At 40.1% G+C, this 26,276-nt stretch carries 27 protein-coding genes; 19 read left to right on the top strand and 8 right to left on the bottom strand.

What is annotated here, in order from left to right:
* Positions 1-28 precede the first annotated feature (28 nt).
* The 3 genes from bioA to ACXAG7_RS05055 form a co-directional block, all read right to left on the bottom strand.
* Complete coding sequence (gene bioA, locus ACXAG7_RS05065) at positions 29-1,294, bottom strand: adenosylmethionine--8-amino-7-oxononanoate transaminase (protein WP_476666175.1); 1,266 nt, start codon at positions 1,292-1,294, stop codon at positions 29-31.
* Positions 1,291-1,902, bottom strand: coding sequence for a dethiobiotin synthase (gene bioD / locus ACXAG7_RS05060; RefSeq protein WP_408042110.1), 612 nt, complete (start codon positions 1,900-1,902; stop codon positions 1,291-1,293). Before bioD ends, bioA begins: the two co-directional genes overlap by 4 nt.
* A 64-nt stretch (positions 1,903-1,966) precedes the next feature.
* On the bottom strand, positions 1,967-3,142 hold the full coding sequence (locus ACXAG7_RS05055) for an aminotransferase class I/II-fold pyridoxal phosphate-dependent enzyme (RefSeq protein ID WP_476666174.1): 1,176 nt from the start codon (positions 3,140-3,142) through the stop codon (positions 1,967-1,969).
* Positions 3,143-3,202: 60 nt separating this feature from the next.
* Here ACXAG7_RS05055 and ACXAG7_RS05050 point away from each other — a divergent pair, with 60 nt between their 5' ends.
* From ACXAG7_RS05050 to ACXAG7_RS05040, 3 genes are read left to right on the top strand one after another with little or no spacing between them, the layout of a single operon-like run.
* Positions 3,203-3,436, top strand: a complete 234-nt coding sequence (locus ACXAG7_RS05050; RefSeq protein ID WP_408042108.1) for a thioredoxin family protein — start codon at positions 3,203-3,205, stop codon at positions 3,434-3,436.
* Between the two features lie 56 nt (positions 3,437-3,492).
* A complete protein-coding gene (locus ACXAG7_RS05045) occupies positions 3,493-4,098 on the top strand; it encodes a MarR family winged helix-turn-helix transcriptional regulator (protein WP_476666173.1) in 606 nt (201 codons plus the stop codon).
* Between the two features lie 2 nt (positions 4,099-4,100).
* A complete protein-coding gene (locus ACXAG7_RS05040; protein ID WP_476666172.1) occupies positions 4,101-4,802 on the top strand; it encodes an AAA family ATPase in 702 nt (233 codons plus the stop codon).
* Positions 4,803-4,845: 43 nt separating this feature from the next.
* Here the strand turns inward: ACXAG7_RS05040 and nhaC are convergent, their stop codons facing one another.
* Positions 4,846-6,330, bottom strand: coding sequence for a Na+/H+ antiporter NhaC (nhaC, locus tag ACXAG7_RS05035; RefSeq protein ID WP_408042105.1), 1,485 nt, complete (start codon positions 6,328-6,330; stop codon positions 4,846-4,848).
* Between the two features lie 80 nt (positions 6,331-6,410).
* Between nhaC and ACXAG7_RS05030 the strand changes: the two genes are divergently transcribed.
* Positions 6,411-7,430, top strand: coding sequence for a metal-dependent hydrolase (locus ACXAG7_RS05030; RefSeq protein WP_408042104.1), 1,020 nt, complete (start codon positions 6,411-6,413; stop codon positions 7,428-7,430).
* A gap of 53 nt (positions 7,431-7,483) precedes the next feature.
* Here the strand turns inward: ACXAG7_RS05030 and ACXAG7_RS05025 are convergent, their stop codons facing one another.
* Complete coding sequence (locus tag ACXAG7_RS05025) at positions 7,484-8,701, bottom strand: aminotransferase class I/II-fold pyridoxal phosphate-dependent enzyme (protein WP_476666171.1); 1,218 nt, start codon at positions 8,699-8,701, stop codon at positions 7,484-7,486.
* Between the two features lie 161 nt (positions 8,702-8,862).
* Between ACXAG7_RS05025 and ACXAG7_RS05020 the strand changes: the two genes are divergently transcribed.
* Positions 8,863-9,327: an Lrp/AsnC family transcriptional regulator gene (locus ACXAG7_RS05020; RefSeq protein ID WP_408042102.1), complete on the top strand. Its 465-nt coding sequence runs from the start codon at positions 8,863-8,865 to the stop codon at positions 9,325-9,327.
* Here ACXAG7_RS05020 and ACXAG7_RS05015 read toward each other — a convergent pair.
* On the bottom strand, positions 9,324-9,797 hold the full coding sequence (locus ACXAG7_RS05015) for a retropepsin-like aspartic protease (protein ID WP_408042101.1): 474 nt from the start codon (positions 9,795-9,797) through the stop codon (positions 9,324-9,326). The genes ACXAG7_RS05020 and ACXAG7_RS05015 overlap by 4 nt on opposite strands.
* Positions 9,798-9,838: 41 nt before the next feature.
* Here ACXAG7_RS05015 and ACXAG7_RS05010 point away from each other — a divergent pair, with 41 nt between their 5' ends.
* Both ACXAG7_RS05010 and ACXAG7_RS05005 read left to right on the top strand, forming a co-directional pair.
* Positions 9,839-10,603 carry a TatD family hydrolase gene (locus ACXAG7_RS05010; RefSeq protein WP_476666170.1) on the top strand — a complete coding sequence of 255 codons (765 nt, stop codon included), beginning with the start codon at positions 9,839-9,841 and terminating at the stop codon, positions 10,601-10,603.
* A gap of 1 nt (position 10,604) precedes the next feature.
* A complete protein-coding gene (locus tag ACXAG7_RS05005) occupies positions 10,605-11,090 on the top strand; it encodes a methylated-DNA--[protein]-cysteine S-methyltransferase (protein ID WP_476666263.1) in 486 nt (161 codons plus the stop codon).
* Here ACXAG7_RS05005 and ACXAG7_RS05000 read toward each other — a convergent pair.
* Positions 11,087-11,533, bottom strand: a complete 447-nt coding sequence (locus ACXAG7_RS05000; protein WP_408042098.1) for a nucleoside deaminase — start codon at positions 11,531-11,533, stop codon at positions 11,087-11,089. The two genes, ACXAG7_RS05005 and ACXAG7_RS05000, sit on opposite strands and share 4 nt — an antisense overlap.
* A gap of 93 nt (positions 11,534-11,626) precedes the next feature.
* On the opposite strand from ACXAG7_RS05000, the gene ACXAG7_RS04995 reads away from it, so the two are divergent.
* Positions 11,627-12,388, top strand: a complete 762-nt coding sequence (locus ACXAG7_RS04995) for a UDP-2,3-diacylglucosamine diphosphatase (RefSeq protein WP_408042097.1) — start codon at positions 11,627-11,629, stop codon at positions 12,386-12,388.
* A 65-nt stretch (positions 12,389-12,453) separates the two neighbouring features.
* Here ACXAG7_RS04995 and ACXAG7_RS04990 read toward each other — a convergent pair whose 3' ends face one another.
* On the bottom strand, positions 12,454-15,054 hold the full coding sequence (locus ACXAG7_RS04990) for a TonB-dependent receptor (RefSeq protein WP_476666169.1): 2,601 nt from the start codon (positions 15,052-15,054) through the stop codon (positions 12,454-12,456).
* Between the two features lie 229 nt (positions 15,055-15,283).
* On the opposite strand from ACXAG7_RS04990, the gene ACXAG7_RS04985 reads away from it, so the two are divergent.
* From ACXAG7_RS04985 to ACXAG7_RS04935, 11 genes are all read left to right on the top strand, one after another.
* On the top strand, positions 15,284-16,273 hold the full coding sequence (locus tag ACXAG7_RS04985; RefSeq protein ID WP_408042095.1) for an AAA family ATPase: 990 nt from the start codon (positions 15,284-15,286) through the stop codon (positions 16,271-16,273).
* An 84-nt stretch (positions 16,274-16,357) separates the two neighbouring features.
* Entirely contained in the window at positions 16,358-16,687 is a 330-nt protein-coding gene (locus ACXAG7_RS04980; RefSeq protein ID WP_408042094.1) for a hypothetical protein, read from the top strand.
* Positions 16,688-16,690: 3 nt separating this feature from the next.
* Positions 16,691-17,557 carry a DUF58 domain-containing protein gene (locus tag ACXAG7_RS04975; protein ID WP_476666168.1) on the top strand — a complete coding sequence of 289 codons (867 nt, stop codon included), beginning with the start codon at positions 16,691-16,693 and terminating at the stop codon, positions 17,555-17,557.
* Positions 17,558-17,583: 26 nt separating this feature from the next.
* Entirely contained in the window at positions 17,584-18,672 is a 1,089-nt protein-coding gene (locus ACXAG7_RS04970; RefSeq protein WP_476666167.1) for a BatD family protein, read from the top strand.
* Positions 18,662-19,666, top strand: coding sequence for a vWA domain-containing protein (locus tag ACXAG7_RS04965; RefSeq protein ID WP_408042091.1), 1,005 nt, complete (start codon positions 18,662-18,664; stop codon positions 19,664-19,666). The genes ACXAG7_RS04970 and ACXAG7_RS04965 overlap by 11 nt, the downstream gene beginning before the upstream one ends.
* Before the next feature lie 15 nt (positions 19,667-19,681).
* Positions 19,682-20,722, top strand: coding sequence for a VWA domain-containing protein (locus ACXAG7_RS04960; protein WP_408042090.1), 1,041 nt, complete (start codon positions 19,682-19,684; stop codon positions 20,720-20,722).
* Positions 20,723-20,726: 4 nt separating this feature from the next.
* Positions 20,727-21,548: a tetratricopeptide repeat protein gene (locus ACXAG7_RS04955; protein ID WP_476666166.1), complete on the top strand. Its 822-nt coding sequence runs from the start codon at positions 20,727-20,729 to the stop codon at positions 21,546-21,548.
* A gap of 91 nt (positions 21,549-21,639) precedes the next feature.
* A complete protein-coding gene (locus ACXAG7_RS04950; protein ID WP_476666165.1) occupies positions 21,640-23,415 on the top strand; it encodes a BatD family protein in 1,776 nt (591 codons plus the stop codon).
* Complete coding sequence (locus ACXAG7_RS04945; RefSeq protein ID WP_408042087.1) at positions 23,412-24,179, top strand: SH3 domain-containing protein; 768 nt, start codon at positions 23,412-23,414, stop codon at positions 24,177-24,179. Before ACXAG7_RS04950 ends, ACXAG7_RS04945 begins: the two co-directional genes overlap by 4 nt.
* A 51-nt stretch (positions 24,180-24,230) precedes the next feature.
* The gene (locus ACXAG7_RS04940) at positions 24,231-24,536 is read left to right on the top strand and encodes a hypothetical protein (protein ID WP_408042086.1); all 306 of its coding nucleotides are present in this window, start codon (positions 24,231-24,233) and stop codon (positions 24,534-24,536) included.
* A gap of 139 nt (positions 24,537-24,675) precedes the next feature.
* Positions 24,676-26,208, top strand: a complete 1,533-nt coding sequence (locus ACXAG7_RS04935; RefSeq protein ID WP_476666164.1) for a SulP family inorganic anion transporter — start codon at positions 24,676-24,678, stop codon at positions 26,206-26,208.
* Positions 26,209-26,276: the final 68 nt, after the last annotated feature.

The following is a 26,276-nucleotide window of genomic DNA, read 5'->3' as shown; positions in this document are numbered from 1 at the left end:
AAAAAAGCTGCCCTGAAGGCAGCTTTTTTTATAGTATTTCTAAGGCGTTTTCGATAACCTGGTACACTTTGCTCAACTCCTCCGCTGTAATGACAAAAGGGGCCAAAATATAAATGGTATTTCCAAGAGGTCGTAAGCACACTCCTCGCTCCATAAAATAATTGAAAAGCTGATAGCGCGCTGCTCCATAACGCTCCATATCCAATTCCAAATCCAAAGCGTAAATCACTCCTAACTGACGTGTTTGCCTTACCTTGGGATGTTGCTTAATTCTCGTATCAAATGTAGCATGTGATTGAATGATGCGTTGGATGTTTTGTTGAATTTCTTCGGATTGCAATAGTTCTATCCCTGCCAATGCCGCGGCACAGGCCGTTGGATTTGCTGAATAGGTATGACCGTGAAAAAACCCCTTTCCCATATCATCGCTTAAAAACGCGTTGTAAACCGCTAAGGAACAACTCGTAATTGCCATCGGGACTAATCCTGCTGTCAATGATTTAGACAGACACATAATATCGGGTTGAACGGTCAAATACTCAGAAGCGAAATTCTTCCCTGTTTTTCCAAAACCAGTCATTACCTCATCTGCAATCGTCAATGCTCCGTGGCTCTTTGCCAACAACAGCAGTCTTTCTAAAAGCGCAGCATCGTGCATCTTCATCGCCGCGGCTCCTTGAACCAAAGGTTCATAGACAAAAGCAGCTACTTCATTGTCAGTCAACAACTGCTCCATCAAAGCAACAACTTCCTCTATATTCTCTGCGGTAGGAACTGGAACACGAGCTACATCAATAAAAAAATCTTCAAACGGACCGTTGTATACCGACAATCCTGATACAGACATCGCTCCAAAAGTATCTCCGTGAAATCCACCTTCTAAGGCCAGAATCTTGGGTCTTTTCTGCCCTTGATTAAAATGGTATTGCAAGGCCATTTTTATAGCCACATCTACCGAGGTCGACCCATTATCCGAAAAAAAGATCTTTTCTTGATTTTCAGGTAAAATAGCCACAAGTGCTTCGGATAAACGAACTGCAGGTTCGTGCGTAAAACCAGCGAACACCACGTGATCAAGCGTTTGCATTTGCTCCGCCACCTTTTCCGTAATATACGGGTTGCAATGACCGTACATACAGGTATACCACGATGCAATTCCATCGATATACGAATTCCCTTCTTCATCGTACAAAACAGCACCCTTAGCTCTGGTGATGGCTATGTGGTTAGGGTGTAACTTATGCTGCGTTAAGGGATGCCACAAATGTTTTTTATCTCGTTCTTTTAAAGTCATAAGCGCTCTTTAAACAATTCTGCGTATTCACGAATTACATTGCTGTCTATATACGGTTCTTCCGCTATACGTCCGATTACCGAAACTCCGGTCATCTTTTCTATGATAGCCTCCGTTGTTGGGTGCTCGTCGCCTGAATACAATAAGGCCACATCAAAGCCTTTAGCCTTTAATAAGTTTACCGTTAGTAAAGTATGATTAATACTCCCTAAATAGTGTCGTGAAACTACGATAACCTTATACTCCGGTTGAATCAAATCGAGGATAGTATCGGTATCATTTAAAGGTACTAACAATCCACCTGCCCCTTCTATCACCAAGTGATTTTCGGTATTTGGCGCTACAATTTTATCCAATTCTATACGAACTCCATCAATCGCCGCAGCTGCATGTGGGCTCATCGGAGTTTGTAGCGCATACGAATTATCGTGAAAAACAGACGTCTCGTTTGACACCAATCGCCTCACCTTATCCGTGTCTGAATTTTCCAAATCACCTGACTGTATTGGCTTCCAATAATCGGCCTGTAACGCTTCAGTTACGATTGCCGAAGCCACCGTTTTCCCTACTTCTGTAGAAATTCCAGTGATAAAATATTTTTTTTGCATAAGTTTCAAATTTAAGAGTTTACAACAGAATCCTTCACGAGGAATCTCATGCTAATGACTAAACTCACCCTGCAAAGGTAATGAGCTTCTCTAAAACATCCGATATTTCTCTGGGCGTATTATAACTGTGTAAACAAAAACGCAAGCGCTCTTTTCCTACAGCTACAGTCGGTGAAAGTATCGGCTTTACATCGTATCCTGAATCTTGTAAAAACTTAGCAACTCCTTTCGTCTTCTCATTTCCTCCTATTACGGTACATTGAATGGCACTCGTACTCGGTATAAAGTCGATCCCCAATCGGCTGCTTTCCTTCAAAAAGTGTTTGATATTTTCTTGTAGGCGCAATCTTGCTTCGGCACCTGTAGTTACTAAATGTTCGTATCCTGCGGAAATAACCGCCAAAGCGTGAGGAGGCATTCCGGTAGTATAAATAAAGCTTCTGGCGAAATTCACCAAGTACGATTTCAGTGCTTCAGTCCCCAACACCACTGCTCCGTGACATCCCATAGCCTTACCAAAAGTCATTACTCGGGCAAATACCTTATTTTCCAGTCCTAATTGTTGTACCAGTCCTAATCCTCGATCGCCGACAACTCCCAAAGCATGAGCTTCGTCAACGATTAGGTAGGCACCATAGTCACTACATAGTTTTGCCATCATCTCCAAATCGGGCTGATCACCATCCATAGAAAACACCGACTCCGTAACCACGTATACATGCGCACTCTGAAGCTCGCTAAACTGCTGTAATTTTTGCTCCAAACTCACGTGATCGTTGTGTTTGAACTTATAGGTCTTAGCGTTGCTCAATTGAACACCATCGCGAATAGAGGCATGGATAAACTCGTCGTACAAGACCACATCTCCTCGTTGAGGAACACTGGCAAACAGCCCAGTATTAGCGGCATACCCAGCGTTGAACAAAAGTCCTGCTTCTGCGTTGTGCAGCGTAGCTAACGCCAATTCCAGCTCATTGTACAGGCTGTAATTTCCGGAGAGTAAGCGTGACCCCGTAGCGCCATTACTGTGTAAATCTTTCTCAGACAACAGGGAATTTGCACGGGTGAAAAGCATTTTTGACCGCGAAAAGCCCAAATAATCATTCGATGAAAAATCGACACCACGCTGTGCTTTCCCCAAGCTTCTCAAAGCTGCCTCTTCGGCTCTACGATCCAGTTTTTGCTGTAGTTTTTTAGGAAATTCCATACTGCTAAAGTACGAGAGTTTTTGAAAATTCAAGTATTAATTTTGTTTAGTTAGGATTCCTTACTATATTTGTTCCCACAAAACATACACATTATGAACAAATCAATTTTTTACCACGCAGGATGCCCAGTGTGCGTCACAGCAGAAGCGGAACTCGTTGAACTCATCGGAAAAGATGCTGTTGAAATTATTCATTTAGGTGAGCAGCCCGAAAAAATTCAAGAAGCAGAAGCTGCGGCCATCACCTCGGTTCCCGCCTTAGTAACTCCTACGGGAAATGTACTCCACATTAACTTTGGAGCCGCTATTGCCGACTTAAAGGCATAACTTTTTTTGCTTCACATAGTTAGGATTACTAATTTTGTGAAGCAAAACTTTCGTTTATGTCGGCTTTTAATCCAAAAACACAAGATCACAAACTCGCTAGTAAGATGATTGTCGCCTTAGAGCGCATCTCTGAAACATTTCGCGTACTCCTTTGGGAGGAAGCCAAAAAACACCAGCTCAGCCCTATTCAAATTCAACTTATGATCTTTCTGTTGTATCATCCAAAAGAGCAACGCAAGGTCAGTTATTTAGCCAAAGAGTTTAACATGACGAAAGCTACCGTAAGCGACAGTATTCGCGTACTCTTTAAAAAAGAACTGATTACCAAAGAAAAAGACCCGAACGACACTCGAAGTTATACGATTGATTTAAGTCCTAGCGGCACTGCTATTGCTCAACAGTGTTCGGTGTTTACCAATCCCATAGAAAAAAGCATTCAGCAATTATCAAACGACCAGCAAGACCTAATTCTCGACGGTTTAATGCACCTCATCAATGGGCTGAACTCCGATGGCGTGATCACCGTACAACGCATGTGTCGCAATTGTGCACAATACCGCTATACCGAAGGAAAGCACTACTGTTCTTTATTAGAATTGTATTTAAAAACTACTGAATTACGTGTTGACTGTCCTGAACACAGTCCTAAAACCGCCTCTTAGCCATGTACCACCTTACTACTCGCCCCGAGCAAGTCGTTTTAAGCTTAGACGACCTGTCTCTTTCGAAATCGAATCGAGTGCAACTCGATGACTTTTTAGACGAAATTAGCTTTCAAGAAACCTTGCGCAACTACCAATTACCCGTCAGCCATAAACTGCTGTTTTACGGTGCCAGTGGTTGTGGAAAAACTGCAACTGCCAAAGCATTGGGAAAAGCACTTGAAAAGAAAATATTTAGCATCGATTTAAGTGAGGTCGTTTCGTCCAAACTCGGAGAAACGGCTAAAAACATCGGTAGTATTTTTAAAAAAGCCAGCCGTGAATCGTGTATTTTGTTTATCGATGAGTTTGATGGACTCGGCAAACTTCGAAACTACGATCAAAAGGATTCAGGCGAAATGAAGCGACTTGTTACGAGTTTGTTGCAGCTTATCGATAATTTAAGTGAGGACGTCATTTTAATTTGTGCCACGAACTATTCGGAAGTCATTGATACCGCTATTTTAAGGCGTTTTCAGCTCCGTTTGCATTTCGAAGCTCCAAATCGAGCCACTTTAGACACCTATTACGACCAACTGCTCAGTAGGTTTCCAGAACAGCTCAAAAAATTTCCAAGACGCTACGACATTTCATTTGCTGAGGCAAAAGATTACGGATACCGTCAAGTAAAGAAAGCAGTCATACTGCAAGAAAAAAATCGTTAAAATTCATAAAAAAAGGCTGGTGAAGTACACCAGCCTTTTTTATTTATTTTGTTGTCAATTGACGAATTTTAATTCTAAACGCTGCAAAGAGCAAGGTCATAAATGGACTCAACCAGTTAAAAATTGCATAAAAGGCATAGTCTACAACCGGTACCCCCAATACTCCTGAGTGGTAAGCACCACAAGTATTCCACGGTACAAGCACGGATGTCACTGTTCCTGAATCTTCGAGAGTTCTACTCAAATTTTCAGGAGCCAACCCTTTGTCTTCATAAGCTTTGGCATACATTTTACCCGGTACAACAATTGCCAAATACTGATCTGATGCCGTAATGTTTAATCCGATACAAGTAGCTACGGTACTCGCAAACAATCCGAAAACAGAATCGAACAAATTAAGCATAAAACTACTGATACGTGCTAATGCTCCAATAGCATCCATAACACCACCAAACACCATGGCTAATAAGATCAACCAAACAGTATTGAGCATTTTCTTCATTCCTCCAGCCGTAAACAAGTCTTTTAAGACCTCATTATCGGTAGGAACTGCAGTTTCTACAGTGATGGCTTTCATCACTCCTTTATAAGCCGTTTTTACATCTAATACCTCCACACCAGCTATTTGTGCTACCACACCTGGTTGAAAAATCAAAGCAAAAACTCCACCTAACAAGGTACCCGCTAATAAGGCTATTAACGGTGGGGTCTTTTTTATGATGAGCACGATTACCAATACAGGAACGATAAACAACCAAGGCGTCACGTTAAAGGCTTTCTGAATATCTGTTAACATAGCAGCGGTATCGGCCTCTCCAGTAGAAGTTTGGGTAAATCCAAGAATTAAGAAAAACACTAGTGAAACGACAAAAGTAGGAATGGTTGTGTATCCCATGTACTTGATATGGGTAAACAAGTCGGTTCCCGCCATCGCTGGCGCTAAATTCGTAGTATCAGACATCGGTGACATTTTATCACCAAAATAGGCTCCTGACAATACGGCTCCGGCCGTCATTCCCATCGAAATTCCTAAAGCTTCACCAATTCCCATTAAAGCAATCCCCACGGTCGCAGCAGTCGTCCATGAGCTTCCTGTAGCAATTGAAATTACCGCACAAATAATTAAACAGGCCACTAAAAATATGGTCGGATTTAGAATTTGCAGTCCGTAATAGATCATCGATGGTATTATTCCACTTATCAACCAAGTTCCTGCCAAGGAACCTACCATTAGTAAAATTAAAATAGCTCCGGCCGTCGATTTGATATTCTCAGCTACTTCATCGATCATGGTCTTATACGAAACACCATTTTTAAATCCTACAATCGCTGCAACGGCACCTCCCAATAACAAGACAAACTGATTACTACCACTTAAAGCATCGTCTCCAAAGACAAAAACATTGAATGCGAGCATTAAAATTAAGGCAATTACAGGAAAAAGTGCTTCAAAAATATTTAACTGATTGTTGTCTACGATCTGTTGATCTTCGATCGTAATTTTCGATAAATTTTTATCGTCTTGCATGGGTGTTGTTTTTTGATGTGTAATGTTACAACTTTGTAAAGAATTACACAAATAGAATCAGTTCACTACATTTGTTTACTATGGATTCATTAACACAAATTGTTTTAGGTGCTGCTTGTGGCGAAGTCGCACTCGGAAAAAAGATAGGAAACAAAGCCATGCTCTTCGGCGCAATAGGAGGTACCATCCCAGATTTAGACGTCATTCTCGGTAAACTTTTGTTCGGAAATGAAATTGATGCTCTCGCCTTCCACAGAGGTATTATGCACTCTGTCGTATTTGCTGTTCTCGGAGCCTTTGTTATTGGAATGCTCACGTTTAGAGCCTACAACCGCAAGGAACGAATTGGAACAACCACTCAAAAAGATTGGATTTGGCTCTTCTTCTTATCCATCTTTACCCATCCAATTTTAGACAGTTTTACCCCATACGGAACACAACTCTTTTTACCTTTTAGTGATTATCGCGTCGCTTTCAATACTATTTCCGTCGTGGACCCCTTATACACCTTGCCTTTTTTAATCTGTTTACTAGTTGCTATGTTTTACAAAAGGCAGCGTAAGGGACGACTGTGGTGGACCCAGACCGGTATTTACCTCAGCACGGGGTACCTAGTACTCACCTTAGTTAACAAGAACTACATCGATTCCATTTTTCAAAAATCATTTGACAAAGAAGAAGTTTCTTATAAACGTTTTACGGCGCAGCCTACGCTCTTAAACAATCTTCTCTGGTACGGAATTGCCGAAACCGACAGTAGCTACGTCGTTGGATTTTACTCCTTACTCGACACTAAAAAGGAAGTAGACACCCTGCTAAGGCTACCCAAGGCTAGGGCCATAGTCGATTTAGACAGCCCGGAAATACAAACACTACGCTGGTTTAGTAATGATTATTACGCTATTCATGCCAAACCTTCGAAAGATACGCTTACCTATACAGATTTGCGATACCCTTTACTCAATCCAGAAGACCCCAATAGTTCTATATTCCAATTTAAACTTTTTAAAACTGACGGACGCTGGGATATCGAATCGGACTACAAAGATCCATCACAATTAGATGGTAAGAAATTTGTCCAACGCATCTTTGGTAAATAACACAAAAAATCCCACTGATAGCGGGATTTTCACTTCTATAAAATAATCAATTCTTACATGGTGGTGCTTTCCTGAAGTACCCCTACTTCGATCATGCAATCCTTCATCATTTGATAGGTTCGTTCAATATCGTTGTCGAGACCTATAGAAAAGCGAATAAGGCCATCTGTCAATCCCATTTCCTTTTGTTCTTCTTCAGGTATTTCAGAAGAAGTCGAGGTTCCCGGTGCTGAAAAGAGCGTTTTGTAAAACCCTAAACTCACTGCCAAATACCCGAGGTTTCGCTCTTGCATTAACTCCATCAATTCATTTGCCTTTTCTAGTGACCCAGCATCTATGGTCAGCATACCTCCATAGCCGTACTCTTCATTCATCATCTCACTAAAAATTTCATGTGAAGGATGTGAAGCCAAACCTGGGTACACTGTTTTAATCCCATCGTTTTCAAACTGGCTGGCCAAATACATCGCATTCTTACTGTGCTGTTTTACTCGAATATGCAGCGTTCTCATATTTTTCATTATCGATGCAGAACGCAAGGAATCCATAGAAGCCCCCAACAACATGCTCGCTCCATCAATAACACTTTTCTGAGCCGTAATAAAATCAGCAGTTCCACAAACAACACCTCCCATGGTATCAGAACTACCGTTAATAAACTTAGTTAAACTATGAATCACCACATCGGCTCCTAATTGAGCGGGCGAAATAGACAAGGGTGAAAACGTATTGTCAACCACCAAAGTCAGTTTGTACTTCCTTGCCAGGGAGGCCAAGCCTTTTATATCGGCAACCTCCAATAGCGGGTTGCTTACCGATTCACAATAAATAATTTTAGTACATTCATTGATTGCCGCTTCTACCTGCTCCAATTTAGTGATATCAACAAAAGAAGTCTGAATATTCATTCGCGGTGTAAAATTCTTTAAAAATGCATAGGTTCCACCGTAAATAGTTCTGCTTGAGACCACGTGATCACCAGCACCACACAACTGTAAAATAGTTGGTGTAATGGCGCCCATACCCGAAGCAGTAACATGAGCCGTTTCCGTTCCTTCCATGGCGGCTAAAGCCTCTCCTAAATACAAATTAGAAGGTGACGTATGACGTGAATACAAATAACATCCATCCGTATTTCCTTCGAAAGTATCGAACATGGTTTTTGCTTCTAAAAAAGTATAGGTAGACGAATCTGAAATTGAAGGGTTGACACCTCCAAATTCTCCAAAATATTGCAAGTCTTGAATGCGATTTGCTGGTTGAAACTTCATGGTTGAATTCTTTAGTTGTTAAAATTACACACAAATAGCAATTTTATTGATAAAAAATCAACCACAACAAATAAATATAGATAATTTTTCTATTTTTAACCTAAAAAAGCGAATTAAACCAAAAAAAACTCTATAAACATTAGCTCCATTGCGAATTTACCATGACACTAGACACGACCGACAAAAAACTGATCACTCTACTGCAACAAGACAGTAAGCAAACCACCAAAAGCCTTTCACTTCAACTCAACTTATCGGTAACAGCCATTTACGAACGGGTAAAAAAACTGGAAAAAGAAGGAGTTATCAAACAATATACAGCTTTAATAAACAAAAATAAAGTTGCCAAATCACTCATGGTTTTTTGTCATATTAAACTCGAAAAACACACGAAAGAATGCATTGCTGAATTCGAAAAAGAAATCAACGAACTGTCGGAGGTCACTGAGTGTTTTCACGTGAGCGGAGAGTATGATTACGTATTAAAAATATACGTTGCTGACATGGATGCCTATCGAGAATTTATGGTCAATGTAGTTACTGGACTCAAACACATCGGTAGTACCCACAGCGTTTTTACCATTGGGGAGGTCAAAAACTCCAGTGAAATTCCGGTCCTGAGTTAGAACGGTAATTTTTTCAGTTTTTTCCTTTTGACTTTTTTTAGGTAGAGGCATTTTTCTCCGTAATCGATAAATGCCTTGCCGCTTTCCAATAAATCAGCACCAATAATTCCGTGAACCTCTTTGGCCTCACTTTGCTTGAGTACCGTATTGATATGACCGAGATCCAACAGTACCAAATCGCAGGAATCTATTTTCCACTTCCCTAGTTGAATTTCGTTAGAAGAAGAGCGTTTGGTAAGCATATCAATAGCTCCAGCACCCGCTGCTTTTAGATCACTGTCTTCAGTAATGAGATTAAAATATGAAATTTGATCGATCCCCACACAAGAAATGGACGCACCAGTATCGAGAATAAAGCGCCCCTTCACTCCGTTAATTTTAGCTTTTAACTCGAGGTGATTCGTGGCTATTTTCTTTAATTTAACCTTTAGGTATTTCTTTTTCTTTAATACTTTTTTCAAACTTGCCATTTCTCGTACTTTTGCGCTGCAAAGATACGACACAAAAACTTATGATAACGGATACCCATACACACTTATACTCGGAACAGTTTGACGACGACAGAGCTAGCATGATACATCGCGCTAAAGAAGCAGGAGTTTCTAGGTTCTTTATTCCTGCCATTGACAGCAGTTATACCGACCGTATGCTCAGCTTGGAGCAAGAATTTCCGGAAGACGTATATTTAATGATGGGTTTGCACCCCACTTCGGTCAAGGAAAACTACTTAGAAGAATTGGAGCACGTTAAAACCTGGTTATCGCAACGCAACTTCTATGCGATTGGTGAAATCGGTATCGACTTGTACTGGGACCAACAGTACCTAAAACAACAACAAGAGGCTTTCAGAACGCAAATTCGCTGGGCAAAAGAAATGAAATTACCTATCGTTATTCATTGTAGAGAAGCCTTTGATGAGATTTTCGAGATTCTCGAAGAAGAAAAAGGTCCGGATTTACACGGAATCTTCCACTGTTTTACTGGAACACTTACCCAGGCGAAACAAGCTATTTCTTACAATATGAAATTAGGAATTGGCGGAGTTGCTACTTTTAAAAATGGAAAAATTGACAAGTTTCTAAACGAAATCCCTCTCGAACATATCGTATTGGAAACCGATGCTCCTTACCTAGCCCCGACTCCGTTCAGAGGCAAGCGCAATGAAAGCAGTTATATTACCAATGTCATCGATAAGCTGGTAGGTATTTACAACAAAAGCTTCGAGGAAATTGCTACGATTACCACTGAAAACTCAAAATCAGTTTTCGGTGTCTAATATTATAGACATATACGTAGACACTCCGATTGGAGCCGCTCAAATTACAGGAAATATTGACGGTATTCAGGCGGTAAGCGTTTTGGACACGGAAGTTGTGTTCACCGACTTGAGTGATTTGTTTATCCCTCAGCCACTGGTGGATTGTGCACGACAATTACAAGAGTATTTTTCAGGACAACGAACGGATTTTGACCTCCTACTTCGTCCGCAAGGCACAGCGTTTCAACAACGGGTATGGCAATCGCTCACTCAGATACCACACGGTAAAACTACTACCTATTTAAACCAAGCAAAAGAGCTGGGTGATGTCAAGGCTATACGGGCAGTTGCGAGTGCTAACGGAAAAAATCCTTTGTGGATACTTGTTCCCTGTCATCGCGTGGTAGGTAGTGACGGATCACTAACGGGCTACGCAGGCGGTGTATGGCGTAAAAAGTGGTTGTTAGAGCACGAGAGTGGCTGTAAACAACAGACCTTATTTTAGTTTAAATTGCGTTTTTCTATAAAGAACTTCTTCAATAAAAAACCGCATTCCTCTTCTAGTATTCCAGCCACAACTTTCGTTTTTGGATGAATTTTGGTCTGCAACTTGCTAAATCCCAATTTGGGTTCACTGGCACCGTATACTATTTTCCCAATCTGAGTCCAATAACTAGCACCAGCACACATCTGGCAAGGCTCTAAAGTTACGTATAGGGTGCAATCTCGAAGGTATTTCCCTCCTATAAAATCAGCTGCTGCGGTATAGGCTTGCATTTCAGCATGTGCAGTTACATCATTTAGGGTTTCGGTTAAATTATGTGCTCTAGCAATAATTTGTTGTTTGTGCACAATGACCGCTCCTACAGGTACCTCTCCTTTATCAAAGGCCATTTGTGCCTCTTGGAGTGCTTTTTTCATAAAATAGGTATCATCATAGGGAGTCATACGCATTGTTTTTAAATAAATCTCTTACAAAAGTAACTAAAATTAAACTGCCTCCCCTCTGAGCAAATTACTTATTTTTGTAAAAAAAAGACATTGATTTCAATAGCAGTACCCGACGATAAAAAAGTATACTTCGCCTCAGACCAGCACTTGGGAGCTCCTACAGCAGCCGCTAGCTTCCCTCGTGAGAAAAAATTTGTTCAATGGCTCGACGAAGTAAAACACGATGCAGCAGCCATCTTTTTACTCGGTGATTTATTCGATTTTTGGTTTGAATACAAAACCGTAGTTCCCAAAGGATTTGTGCGCGTTTTAGGGAAGCTTGCCGAAATCAAAGACAGCGGGATACCTATCTACTTTTTTGTGGGCAATCACGATTTGTGGATGAATGATTATTTTGAAAAGGAGTTGCAGATTCCGGTATATCACCAAACCCAGGTTTTTAAACTCAATGAAAAGTTACTTTTTATAGGTCATGGCGACGGGCTAGGACCTCATGACAAAGGATATAAACGCATGAAAAAAGTTTTTACTTTTCCGTTATTTCAATGGATGTTCCGATGGCTACATCCTGATGTAGGAGTGCGATTAGGACAGTATATGTCGGTAAAGAACAAACTGATTTCCGGTGATGACGACGCTACTTTTTTAGGAGAAGACAACGAATGGTTAGTCCAGTATTGTAAGCGTAAATTAGAAACCCAACATTACGATTACTTTATTTTTGGCCACCGCCATCTTCCTTTAGACATCGACCTTCCTAACCGTAGTAAGTACATAAACATCGGTGATTGGGTAAAGTACTACACCTATGGAGTTTTTGAAAAAGACACGCTGCACCTACGCAATTACTAAAAACAAAAGGGACCCCATTTAGAGATCCCTTCCACGCTTTTAGTAACTTAAAGACTATTTAATGTTTAAAATTTAAACGTAAGTCCTGCTTTAAATGATGTTCCGTTAAAACCGAATTGGTTTACTTCCCAAGGATATCTAAATCGCCCTCCGAGATTCGTTACCGGATCTCCTTTAGGATCAATTTCATCTGGGAACACATCGAACAAATTATTTATTTGTGCTCTAAAAGAGATCGCATTGGTAATGTCGTAACCAAACGACAAGTCTGTAACAATTTTCCCTTGGAATGTTTGATCTCTAAACGAGTCAGCAGCGTGCTGCCAAGTAACCTCTCCGAAATAGGTATTGTTTACATTGGCAGAAAACTTCCCTACCTTGTAATTCGCTCCAAACAAAAACTTCATGTTTGGACGAGCACTTACAATTCTCGATTGTTCTTTTCTATTAAAAATCTTGTTTTTATAGCCACTTAACTTTTCAGGTGTCTTTACGTCTCCTTCTAAAGTTGTTCTATTCACGTTTAATGCTCCGTTGATCCCGAGTTTCCCGGCACCTACTTTTAAGTCCTTTAGACGCATAGTCAAGTCAAAACCTCTGGTTACCGTATTCACAGCATTGATAAAAAACTTGATACTAGTTACATTGTTTGCTGTTAAGATCTGTTGAACTGCTGCATTGGGTACGCCGTTATCATCTACTCCGGTAATTTCACCTGTAAACAATACGCGGTCATCTACACGCACTTGGTAGTAATCTAACGAAACTGAAAAATTACGGCTTCCTTTCACTGTGATTCCAGCAGAAATATTCTTTGAAGTCTCCGCAAAGAGTGGAGCAACTCCTAAATCTTGAATTACTGGACTCACATTATTAAAGGTTCCTTGATTAGAGATTGTTCCTCCTGAAACCAAGGTTTGCACATTACTCAAGTATACCTGATGTAATGAAGGGGCTCTAAATCCAGTACTATACGAGGCACGCAATACTCCAGCTTCACCAATTTTATACCTCGAATTCACTTTCCAAGAGGTATTCCCTCCGAAATCTGAATAATTTTCATAACGCACAGCTCCCCCTAACAAGAAATCTTTGGTAATATCCCAATCTGCAGTTGCATACACCCCCACATTGGTTCGGGTTTCATTGAGTGCATTAGAAGGTTGTAATCCAGGGAACGATTGTGCTCCACCATTTACATACGACTCTTCTTGTCCTGCAGTAACTTCAAAACGCTCCTGACGTGCTTCTACTCCCATTCCGAGCGTAAGATCACCGAAGGATCTGTTAACATCAAAATTCCCGATGAAATTACTAAACGCATAGGCTCCCGCATCAAAACTCGTTGGGCTACTCGCACCTAAACTCGGGTTAATCGTATTTCCAATGGTATAATCAACAGAGTTCCCACCGTAATTTGCAGATAGGTCGGCATTAAATTCTCCTAACTTAAACTTCGCACCTGCTGTAAACAACAAGTCCTTGATATCTGTTTCAAAAGTAGGTTGAAATCCATTATAGGTAGCTCCTTGAGGCGTCAACAACCCAAAATCGGTGGTTATCCAATACGGTGGACGGTACAAGGCGAAACTCTTTCCTTTGCGCAGGTTAAATCCTCCAAAAGCGTAGAGCGTCGTATTTTCATTCAGGGGATACTCTGCATTGAGATACACATCTCCTTTTTTCATTTCTGGCTGACCAACAATCATTCCCAAGCTTGGGTTGATTTTAGTCCACTGATTGTTTACCCCGAACAGATCATCTCTTCCAGGAGACCCTGCTCTGTTGGTATATCCTTGATAGCTCAATCCAACAGTTGCATTTAAAAAACCTCCATTGCCGAAGCTCAAGGTATGGTTTACGTCCGCATCTGCATTAAACCCATCACCACGAGAGGTAATTCCAGAATTCACATTCACTTGGGTAAAATCGATATTCTTCTTCAAAATAATATTCACCACACCAGCTACGGCATCCGAACCGTATTGTGCAGAAGCTCCATCACGCAAAATTTCGACGCGTTCAATAGCTGCGGTTGGAATACTTTTCATATCTGTTCCTACCTCACCTTTACCTGGAGTATCATTCACGTACACAAGTGCACTTTGATTTTTTCGTTTCCCGTTAATCAGCACCAGGGTTCTACTCGGTCCAAGACCTCTTAAATCGGCTGGATCAAAATGGGCTGTTGCATCAGAAATTGTTTGATTGGTAGAATTGTACGACGGTACCGTATAGGTCAACATTTGATCAATATTTGTTTGTCCTGTTGCCTGAAGTTCACGAACTCCGATATTATCAATAGGCACTGCCGAATCTAAAATGGTTCTCGGCTTTGCGCGGTTTCCGGTAAGTACTACCTCTTCCAAGACACTAGTGTCTTCTTGTAATACGACATTTACAGTACCTGCAGCGGTCACTTCTTTTTCAATGGTTGCAAACCCCAAAGAAGAAAACACGAGTACACTCGGCATTTTTTTCAACGTTATCCGGAATTCCCCATTGCTATCTGTGTTTACACCATTGGTCGTTCCTTTTTCGATAACATCAATCAATGCTAATGCATTTCCTTGGGCATCGGTGACCTTACCTTGGATGGTTTGTCCTACGGCAAACGCAAAACACCAAAGTGCCAAGAAGGTCAGTAATTTGGTCATTTGTCTCATAATCAAGAGTTATTAATAAAAAGTTTGTTCTATAAATATCGTATTCTACAATTAACGAATCAATAATAAAAGACATAAAATTTCATTATATACTCTTAAAATTTCATAATTTTTTATTTTTTCTTTACTCAAATTCAGTTTTTAGGTTTAACCATACTTTAACAAATGTTAAAGTGTTATTATTGTAGCTTTGTTTCACTAAAAAGCGACACTTAAATTACCACTTATTATGGATGTAGATGTAAGAGCTATTAATGAAAAGATCGAGCGTGAGAGCGCTTTCGTCGACTTATTAACTTCTGAAATGAACAAAGTAATTGTAGGTCAGAAATACATGATTGAACGATTGCTTATCGGTTTATTAGGAAATGGGCATATCTTGTTAGAAGGGGTTCCAGGGTTAGCAAAAACCCTCGCAATCAACACCTTATCAAAAGCAGTTCAAGGAAGTTTTAGCCGAGTTCAATTTACGCCGGATTTATTACCGGCAGACGTTGTTGGAACGATGATCTACAATGTAAAAGAGAACGACTTTTCTATTAAGAAAGGACCCATTTTCGCAAATTTCGTCCTTGCAGATGAGATTAACCGTGCTCCTGCCAAGGTACAATCGGCCTTGTTAGAAGCCATGCAAGAGCGTCAAATCACTATTGGTGATGAAACTTTTAAGCTAGACGAACCTTTCTTAGTAATGGCAACGCAAAACCCTGTTGAGCAGGAAGGAACCTATCCTTTACCAGAAGCACAGGTTGACCGTTTTATGTTGAAAACCGTAATTGATTATCCTAAATTGGAAGATGAGCAACTCATCTTACGTCAAAATTTAAACGGAGGATTTGCCAAAGTGAACCCAGTAGTTTCAATAGAGCAAATTATCAAAGCGCGTCAGGCAGTAGGTGAAGTTTATATGGATGAAAAAATTGAGAAGTACATTCTCGACATCATCTTCGCAACGCGTTATCCTGAAAATTACAATTTAGCGAAGATTCAACCGTTTATTAGTTTTGGTTCTTCTCCACGTGGAAGTATTGCCTTAGCTAAAGCGGCCAAATGTTATGCATTTATTAAGCGACGCGGCTATGTAATTCCAGAAGATGTTCGAGCAGTTGTATACGATGTGCTCCGACACCGTATTGGAATTACCTATGAAGCAGAAGCAGAAAACATCACGTCTATCGATGTGATTAATACGATCATAAACGAAGTGCAAGTCCCCTAGCCTTTTGAAATATTGAAATATTACAGCTAACCGCACTCTACTAAAGAACTAATTTTTAACCCCCTTAAATTAATCTTAATAGAGATGACATTCAAATTAACAACGTACAAAACATTAACAGGAACAAAAGAAATTTTAGAATTAACCCAGAAAACGAGAACAGAGGCTATTGTTTACCACAACAATCAACCGGCGTATCACGTAGACTGCTTTGATTTACAAACCGAATCAAACGTCATCATGAACAGCCTAGTACTCGCTCAGAAGCGAAGTATCAGTGAGGTAATCAAAGACATAGCCAAAAAGAACAATGTAGATTTAGCAATCAAAGAGGCTCCTATTTTTTCTATTGAGAAATCATCAGAAATGCGCGAAGTCGAGTTGCCTCCATTGCCTGAAAATTGGTTGAACTAATTAATGGACACAAAAGAATTACTCAAAAAAGTTCGTAAAATAGAAATTAAGACAAGAAGATTGTCTAATCACATATTTGGAGGAGAATACCACTCGACCTTTAAAGGTCGTGGTATGACCTTCTCCGAAGTACGTCAGTATCAATACGGTGATGACATCAGAGCCATTGACTGGAATGTGACCGCTCGCTATAACGAACCCTATGTCAAAGTCTTTGAAGAGGAACGCGAACTGACCATGATGCTCGTGGTTGATATTTCTGGATCTGAATTTTTTGGTACCCAGGGACAGTTCAAAAAAGATACTATTACAGAAATTGCCGCGACCTTAGCCTTTTCGGCCATACAAAACAATGACAAAGTAGGATTAATTCTTTTTTCTGATCAAATTGAACTCTTTATCCCTCCTAAAAAAGGGAAGAGTCACGTACTCAGAATTATTCGTGAGCTCATTGAGTTTGAACCCAAAAGCAGAAGCACTAGTATTGAGGAAGCTCTAAAATTCCTCTCCAACGTTTTAAAGAAAAAAGCGATTGTTTTTGTACTTTCTGACTTTATGGATTCCGGCTATGAACACACCTTAAAAATAGCGGGTAACAAACACGACTTGACAGGAATTCGCGTGTACGACAAACACGACCAAGAGATTCCTAATTTAGGAATGGTTCCGATGAAAGATGCGGAAACCGGTGAAGTGCAGCTAGTGAATACCAGTTCGGCAAAAGTTCGAAAACAATACCAAGCCCACGCACGTGAACTCGAAGGATATTTTACCTCGAGCTTCAGAAAAAGTGGTGCTGGAACCATCAATATGAGTGTTGATGAAAGCTATGTTAAAAAACTACTCGGGTATTTTAAACAAAAAGGTTAATCGCTAAAAACTACAGCAATATTACGATGAGACAAACGCTATTATACATATTATGGATAGTAAGCATCGCAGTTGGCTATGGTCAAACCAATCCAGTAAAAGCGACTATCGATAGCACATCCATTCGCATAGGTGAACAATTTGAATACAAAATTACCATCGACGAAACGGAGAATGTAATTATCCCGAAACTTCAAAATTTGAAGGGTTTAGAGGTAATTGATTCTTTAAAAATGGATACCCTAAACAACCAACTCATTCAAAAATACATCCTAACAGGATTTGACAGTGGTGCTTTTTACATTCCAAAACAGCAGCTCTTTATCAAAAACCAAGCGTACTATACCGATAGTCTTTTGGTGAAGGTTGCTACGGTCCCTATCGATACTACCAAAGTAAAAAAATACGAAATCAAAGGCATCAAAGGAGAACCTTATCGTTTCGATGACTATGCAAGGTATGTGTATTGGGCACTTGCCGTGTTACTCATCGTAATCGTTACCCTGTACTTTGCTCTTAAAAGAACAGATGAAGACGATAGCACAACGTTTGTTCCGAAACTAGCTCCTTTCCAAGAAGCCATGAGAAACTTACAATTGCTGGACGAAAAACTCCTCTGGCAAAACAATAAAATTAAAGAGTACTACAGTGAGCTCACTGACATTATACGTATGTATATCGAACGCGAACTACACGTACCAGCCTTAGAGCAAACGACTAACGAAGTTGTGCGTCAATTAGAATTGCTAAGAGATGCCAACAACATAGAAACTGAAAAAGAAACGATCAAAAAGCTTTCGAAACTATTCCAACAGGCTGATCTCGTAAAATTCGCGAAATCAAAACCTTTGGCTCACGACATTGAAGCAGACCGTAATATTGCTGAATTGCTTATCAATAATATCAAGCCTGCCCTTTCAGAGGAAGCTACTGAAACAGATTATAGTACTCCGGTTACTATCGTTGAAAAACCGCCGGTAAAAAAGACAAGTCCTCTGCAAAAAATCTTCCTGATACTAGGAATTATTGTAGTGGTAGGAATTTTGAGTTTTGGAATTGTCAAATTAATAGAATACACCAACGCCAATAATACCGCAGTAACCCATGTTAAGTAATTTTGAATTTCACTCTCCAGCGTTCTTGTGGTTGCTCATCAGCATTCCATTACTCGCTGTTTGGTTCTTCTTAACGAGAAAAAAAGATCGTTCAGAACTCACCATTGGCTCTGTAAGAGGCTTTGCGGTACAACCTTCTATATGGGCGAAGCTGAAGCCTGTACTCTACTTATTGCGCTTGTTGGCCTTTACTTGCTTAATCATCGCTCTAGCCAGACCGAGAAATGTAGCCATTAGTAAAAAAACAAAATCGAATAGAGGTATAGACATCGTGATGGCCATAGACGTCTCTGCGAGTATGTTAGCCAAAGACCTCAAACCCAACAGACTTCAAGCACTAAAACGCGTAGCAACCGATTTTATTAACAGGCGTCCTAACGATCGCATCGGTATCGTAGTTTACGCCGGAGAAAGTTTTACTCAAACTCCGATTACAAGTGATAAATCTATTGTAAAAAGAACCATCTCAGAAATCAAATGGGGACAACTTGAAGGAGGTACTGCTATAGGTATGGGACTTGGATCTGCCGTAAACAGACTTAAAGAAAGCAAGGCAAAAAGCAAAGTTATCATCTTATTAACAGACGGTGTTAACAACGCCGGTTTTATAGACCCTAAAACAGCTACAGAGCTTGCCAAAGGGAACAACATCAAGGTGTATACTATTGGGATAGGAACCAATGGGATGGCAGATTTCCCATGGACGCGCAATCCAAACACAGGACAAATTACCTTCCGCAAACAACAAGTTGAAATAGATGAAGCGCTGTTACAACACATTGCACAAGAAACAGAAGGAAAATACTTTAGAGCTACAGACAACAACAAGCTCAAGGCTATTTACGACGAGATTGACAAGTTAGAAAAAACGAAAATCGAAGAATTTAAATACTATAATTACACCGAACAATTTCGCTTTTGGGTATTGTTAGCCGGAGTCTTTTTACTCTTGGAGTTCCTATTAAAAAACACGCTGTTTAAAAGTTTTATTTAACCTGCTTAGCTTATGTTGTACAAGATTGAAGAACCAATATATTTTTATGCCTTTGCAGTGATTCCTGTAATCATTGTCGTATTCTTATTGGTGTTGTGGTGGAAAAAGAGAACGCAAAAGAACTTTGCTTCAGCAAAGCTACTCGCCGTGCTGGCACCAACACATTCGGTATTTAAAGCCACCTTAAAACTCATCGTCTTTTTAATTGGCTTGAGCTTATTAATTATTTCACTGAGCAACCCCAAAATGGGTACCAAATTAAAAACAGTGAAGCGCGAAGGAGTAGATGTGGTGTTTGCACTGGATGTTTCGAGAAGTATGCTCGCAGAAGACATCGCCCCGAACCGATTGGAAAAGGCGAAACAAATAATTTCAAAAATCATAGATAAGTTAGGAAGCGACCGTGTTGGAATCATCATTTATGCCGGAAACGCATATCCACTTCTACCGATCACTACGGATCATGCCGCCGGTAAAATGTTTTTACAAAACGCGAGTCCCGACATGGTTTCTAGTCAAGGTACTGCTATCAACGAAGCCTTAAATTTGGCTAAAACCTACTACAATAACGACGAGCAAACCAACCGTTATTTGATCGTTATTTCCGACGGAGAAGACCATCAAGAAGATACTAAACAGATTGCCCAAAACTTGTCGAACGAAGGTGTTAAAGTATACACCATAGGTGTCGGAACCGCTGCAGGAGGAAAAATACCTCTGAAACTAAACGGTTCGCTTATCGGTCATAAAAAAGACCGCAAAGGAGAAACCGTCATCACCCAACGCAAAGAAGACATCTTACAAGATATTGCCGAAATAGGCAATGGTGAATACATCGATGGGAATAAAACAGAGGTTCCTGTAAATAAAATAGCGACCATCATTGGCAATGCCCAAAAGAGTGAATTCGAAACCAAACAATTTTCAGACTACAAAGATCAATTTCAGTGGTTTTTAGGCTTTGGTCTTTTCTTTCTACTCTTAGACGTGTTTTTATTTGAGAAAAAGACCAAATGGGTACAGCAAATTGATTTATTCAACGAACGAAAAAAATAAAACCATGAAACAACAGCTTAGCATTATCCTGTGTCTTTTAGGGTTTTTCACGAGTACTGCCCTAGTTGCGCAAAAAGATTCCATAGCACTTCAGCGTGAGGCGAGAGCCTTACTCCGAGAAGGGAATAAATTATACAACAAAGAAAAGTTTGACGACGCTTCTATTGCTTATCGCAAAGCTCTAGGAAAAAATGCCAATTACGAAAAGGCAAATTACAATTACGGAAATACCTTGTACCAAAACAAAAACTACAAGGATGCCATTGCCCAATATCAAATCACAGCAAAAACGGTAAAAGACAAGATTGCAAAAGCTGAGGCGTACCACAACATCGGGAATGCCATGATGGAGCAAAAGCAATATCAAGGAGCTGTCGACGCCTTCAAAAATGCCCTTCGCAACAATCCTGGTGATGATGAAACGCGTTACAACCTCGCGGTGGCGCAAAAAAAGCTAAAAGAGCAACAGCAACAACAAAAGCAGAAAAATAAGGACAAGAACAAGGATAAAAATAAAAAGGACCAAAACAAAGACAAGCAGGACCAGAACAAAAAAGATCAAAATAAAAAGGATCAGAACAAAGATCAAAACAAAAAAGATCAAGACAAGGACCAGCAAAAAAACAAAGACAACGAACAAAACAAGGATCCTAAAAACCAACAAAACAAAGACAAACAAAAGCCGAAGCCACAACCTGGAAAAATGACTCCAGAGCAAATGAAACAACTTTTGGAAAGCTTAAATAACGAGGAAAAAAAGACCCAAAAGAAGATGAATGTTCGCAAAGCGAAAGGAAGAAAGGTTAAACAAGAAAAAGATTGGTAATACTTGTATATTTGCCCCCCTGCAATATCATTTCGATAAGGTACTTGTATAACTAATGGATCAATATTACAGTTAAAATAGTTTTTTGCACATGTTACAAATGAGCACTTATACAAAGATATTCATACTATTCGCACTAAGTTTTTTTAGTTTAGGAGCTGCTGCCCAGGATGTAGAACTGAAAGCCTCTGTGAGTAAAAATAAGCTCGGGTTAAATCAGCGATTGAGAATTCAATACGCTATCAACAAACAGGGTGCAGACAATTTTACACCGCCCAATTTCAAGAACTTTAAAGTTGTGGGAGGGCCGAGCCAATCGGTTAGTCAATCGTGGATCAACGGTAAAGAATCTTTTTCACAATCGTATACTTATTTTCTACAACCCAAGCGCAAAGGAGAGTTTAACCTTCCACCTGCAACCATTGAATTCAACGGAAAAACTCTAAAATCAAACGTTCTTAAAATTATTGTGGTCGATGCCGTGGAGCTTCCTAAAAACCCTAACGACCCAGGGTACATCGCTTCACAAAATATTCACTTAGTTGCCGAAATCTCAAAGGCCTCACCATATGTAGGAGAAGGCGTGTACTTAGAATACCGATTGTACTTTAGTCAAAACGTCGGTATTTACGACAATGCCATCACCGAATCACCACAGTACAACGGTTTTTGGAACCAAGAAATAAAACGAAACGGAACAACCGTAAAACAAGGTACTTACAACGGAAAAAACTATCGTTATGCCGTATTGCACAAAGCCCTGTTAATTCCTACAAAGTCAGGTAAACTCACCATAGACCCAATGAAAATGGACATCGTCGTGGCCGTTCCTACTGGGCGTACCGATTTTTTTGGAAACGTGATGACCCGACAGGTACGAAAAGAATTTGCCTCGGCAAAAAAGACGGTTCGCGTTAAAGAACTTCCGACCACTAACAAACCTGCAGACTTTAATGGTGCTGTTGGAACCTTTGCCTTTGACGTCAATTTAAACAAGCAGCTACTCAAAGCCAACGAAACGGCTGAAATTGCTGTAAAAGTAACAGGAAAAGGAAACTTAAAACTCTTTGAACTTCCTAAAATAACGACTCCTAAGGAGCTGGAAACTTACGAGCCTAAGCGACAAGAAAAGATCAACATTGCGACTTCTGGTTTAAAAGGAAGTATCACTGATGTGTACACCGTTGTCCCTCAATACAAAGGAAAATACAAGATTCCTGCCGTTACATTTTCATATTTCGATCCCAAAGAAAAAGTGTATCAAACCATCACTACAGAAGATATGTACGTCGATGTATTACAGGGGAAAGAGCTCAGCGATAGCACGAGCCCTAGCGTAACTAAAAAACAGGTGACCCTAACAGGAAATGCTTTTGAATACATTCAAAAAACACCGAATTGGCAAGAACGCACTCGTCGTCCTTTCTTTAAATCCACTGGGTATTATGTGTTATTATTACTTCCACTTATTGGAATTCCGATAGCCATTTTCTACAAAAAGAAACGCGACGAAAAAGCGGGGGACATCGAGGGTAATAAAATGCGTAAGGCAGACAGATTGGCTAAGAAGTACCTTTCTGAAGCTTCGAAACAACTCGGAAACAAAGAGGCTTTCTACGAATCGTTAGAACGTGCTCTACACAACTACCTCAAGGCGAAGTTAAAAATAGAAACCACCGATATTAGCAAGGAAAAAATTGCCAATATCTTACAAAATAAAAATGTTGATTCGGAAAGTATTCGCTCGTTTATAGCAGTACTCGACGACTGTGATTTTGCTCGATATACCCCTATCGACAACGTTCAGATGCAACAAGAATACGAGAAAGCAAAATTAGTGATTACTCAATTAGACAAACAGTTATGATCAAACAACTATTAACAGTATTACTAGTAGTCTTGACAACTGTACTAGCTGCGCAAGACAATAACGAAAACTTCGCTAAGGCAAATGACCTTTATAAAAAAGGCGACTACCAACAGGCAGCTGCCCTGTATGAAAATATTTTAAAAGGCGATCAAGTGGTTGCCTCAGAATTGTATTTTAATCTCGGGAACTGCTATTACAAACTAAACGAGGTTGCTCCAAGCATCTTTAATTACGAAATGGCGCTATTAGTGGACCCGTTGAACCAAGCTGCTGCGAACAACTTAAAAATAGCTCAAAAACTCACTTTAGACCGTATTGAGCCACTTCCTAAAAGCTTAGGGGATCGTTTAGATGCATCGCTACTTGGAAAATTACATTTCGAACATTGGGGAATCTTGAGCATTGTCTTTTCAATTCTTGCCAGTTTGCTCTTTATCCTGTTCTATTTTGCAGATATCAGTACGCGAAAACGGCTGTATTTTATTGGAGCTTGCCTCAGTACGTTACTTTTAGGTACAAGCCTGCTTATCAGCTTTCAGCAATACAACAAAACAACGCAAACTAAAACTGCCATTGTATACACTCAAGAGGTTTCCGTAAAAAATGGACCGACTGCTGATTCAGAGGTTATATTCACCCTACACGAAGGCACAAAAGTTCAACTTTTAGATACGGTGGACGATTGGAAGAAAATCAAACTAGTAGATGGAAAAACAGGCTGGTTAAAGTCAAAAACCATCAAAATTCTCGAGAATTTGTAATTTTTTAACATGCAATCGTGGGCTAAAAAATGTATATTTAGGGCTACGATTATGAAAAAACGCGTTTTTACATACTTCTTGCTTACCGTTATGGTGTGCGCAGTTGCGCTCCCCACCTATATCGTATTGTCGCAAGAAAATTGTGAAAACACTCATATTGTTGAAGATTACGACCGTGACACGGATGAGAATGTCGGAGAATTCGAATTAAACTTCTATTTCGAAGATGCCCTAACCATTTCACACCCCGTAAGTCAACGCCGCAAAGAAACAACCTACCTATCAAAAACCTATGCGACGGTTAATCGACGCCTAGAAAATCCACCGCCAGAAACTGTACCTTCTTACCTTTTATAGAGTTACTGAATTTCATTCAGCACAGCTAAGGCTAGCTATACACAGTGCTCTCTTTCCTAATTTGCATTAGGAAACCACATCCAATAAAAACAACATTAATTCGCCAATAAAAAATTGAATTGGCTAAAAGAAATCGTACATGTTCAAAACAATTAAAAATGACTTACCTGCTAGTATTGTCGTATTTTTCGTCGCACTCCCCCTCTGTTTAGGGATTGCCCTTGCCAGTGGTGCCCCCTTGTTTTCGGGTCTAATTGCCGGAATCGTAGGTGGAATCGTTGTCGGTGCCATCAGTGGCTCAAAAATAGGTGTTAGTGGACCCGCTGCTGGGCTTGCCGCTATCGTACTTACCGCAATTACAGATTTAGGATCGTTTGAAAACTTTTTAGTGGCCGTAGTACTCGGAGGTGTTTTCCAGCTCATCTTAGGAGCACTGCGTGCCGGTGTCATCGGTTATTACTTTCCTTCTTCAGTGATCAAAGGAATGCTCACCGGAATCGGGATCATTATTATTATCAAGCAAATACCGTTTTTCTTCGGTTATGACAAGAGTGCCGGAAGCTTCTCTCTCGACAATATCAATATGGGGTCAACCCTCGTCGGAATTATAGGGATTGCCATCCTCTTACTCTGGTCACAAGTTCTCACTAAAAAAGCAAAAATCTTCCAACTCATTCAGGGGCCTTTAGTGGCCGTGGTTGTCGGAATCATATTTTACGTAGTTACCCGAGGTAATGAACTACTCGGTATCGAAGCCAAGCAATTGGTAAGCGTACCAGTACCTGAAGACTTGGATTCCTTTTTAGGGCAGTTCACCTTCCCTAATTTCGAAGTAATCACTCAGGGTTCAGTGTGGCTTACGGCCTTTACAATTGCCATAGTAGCTAGTTTAGAAACCCTCTTATGTGTGGAAGCTACCGACAAGTTAGACCCACATAAAAACGTAACACCGACCAACAGAGAGCTCTTTGCCCAAGGAGCCGGAAACATCCTTTCAGGATTGGTAGGAGGACTTCCTGTAACTCAGGTTATCGTTCGAAGCTCAGCGAATATTCAATCGGGAGGACGCAGTAAGATGTCAGCAGTAATGCACGGATTCTTCCTGTTAATTTCTATTATCCTCATACCGAAATTATTAAATAAAATTCCTCTTTCAGTTTTAGCTGCTGTCCTGTTTATTGTCGGGTTTAAACTTGCCAATCCCAAAACATTTATCAGCATGTACAAACTGGGGAACAAACAATTTATTCCTTTTATGGCCACAGTGCTTCCCATGGTAATCACAGGTGATTTACTCTTAGGAATTGGACTAGGACTAGCCGTTGGTATTGCTGTAATCTTATACAAAAGCTATCAAAACTCTCACTTCTTACACATTGAGGACAAGAGCAACGGTCAGAATACCATTAAGATGACCTTGGCAGAAGAAGTTACTTTCTTTAATAAAGGAGCTATTTTAAAAGAGTTAGACAGCTTACCTGAAAACTCTTACTTAGAATTAGACGTGCGTAAAACGCGCTATCTCGACAATGATATTATTGAAATTTTAGAGGACTTTGCCCTAAAAGCCAAAGAACGCAATATCAATATTAAATTGTATTCTGAGCGTGGTGCTGTCGAAAACCCAGCGAGTTTTATCGAGTTTTTTAAACTGGACTATAAAACTGCCTAGTCAGAACGTCGCATGAAACCCAGCAATGATAGATTTTAACTTTACCCCGCAAAGTTTGATTTTTTTTA

The organism is Tenacibaculum sp. AWR4_210, from assembly GCF_056160945.1.
This window is presented reverse-complemented; position numbering and strand designations above follow the sequence as displayed.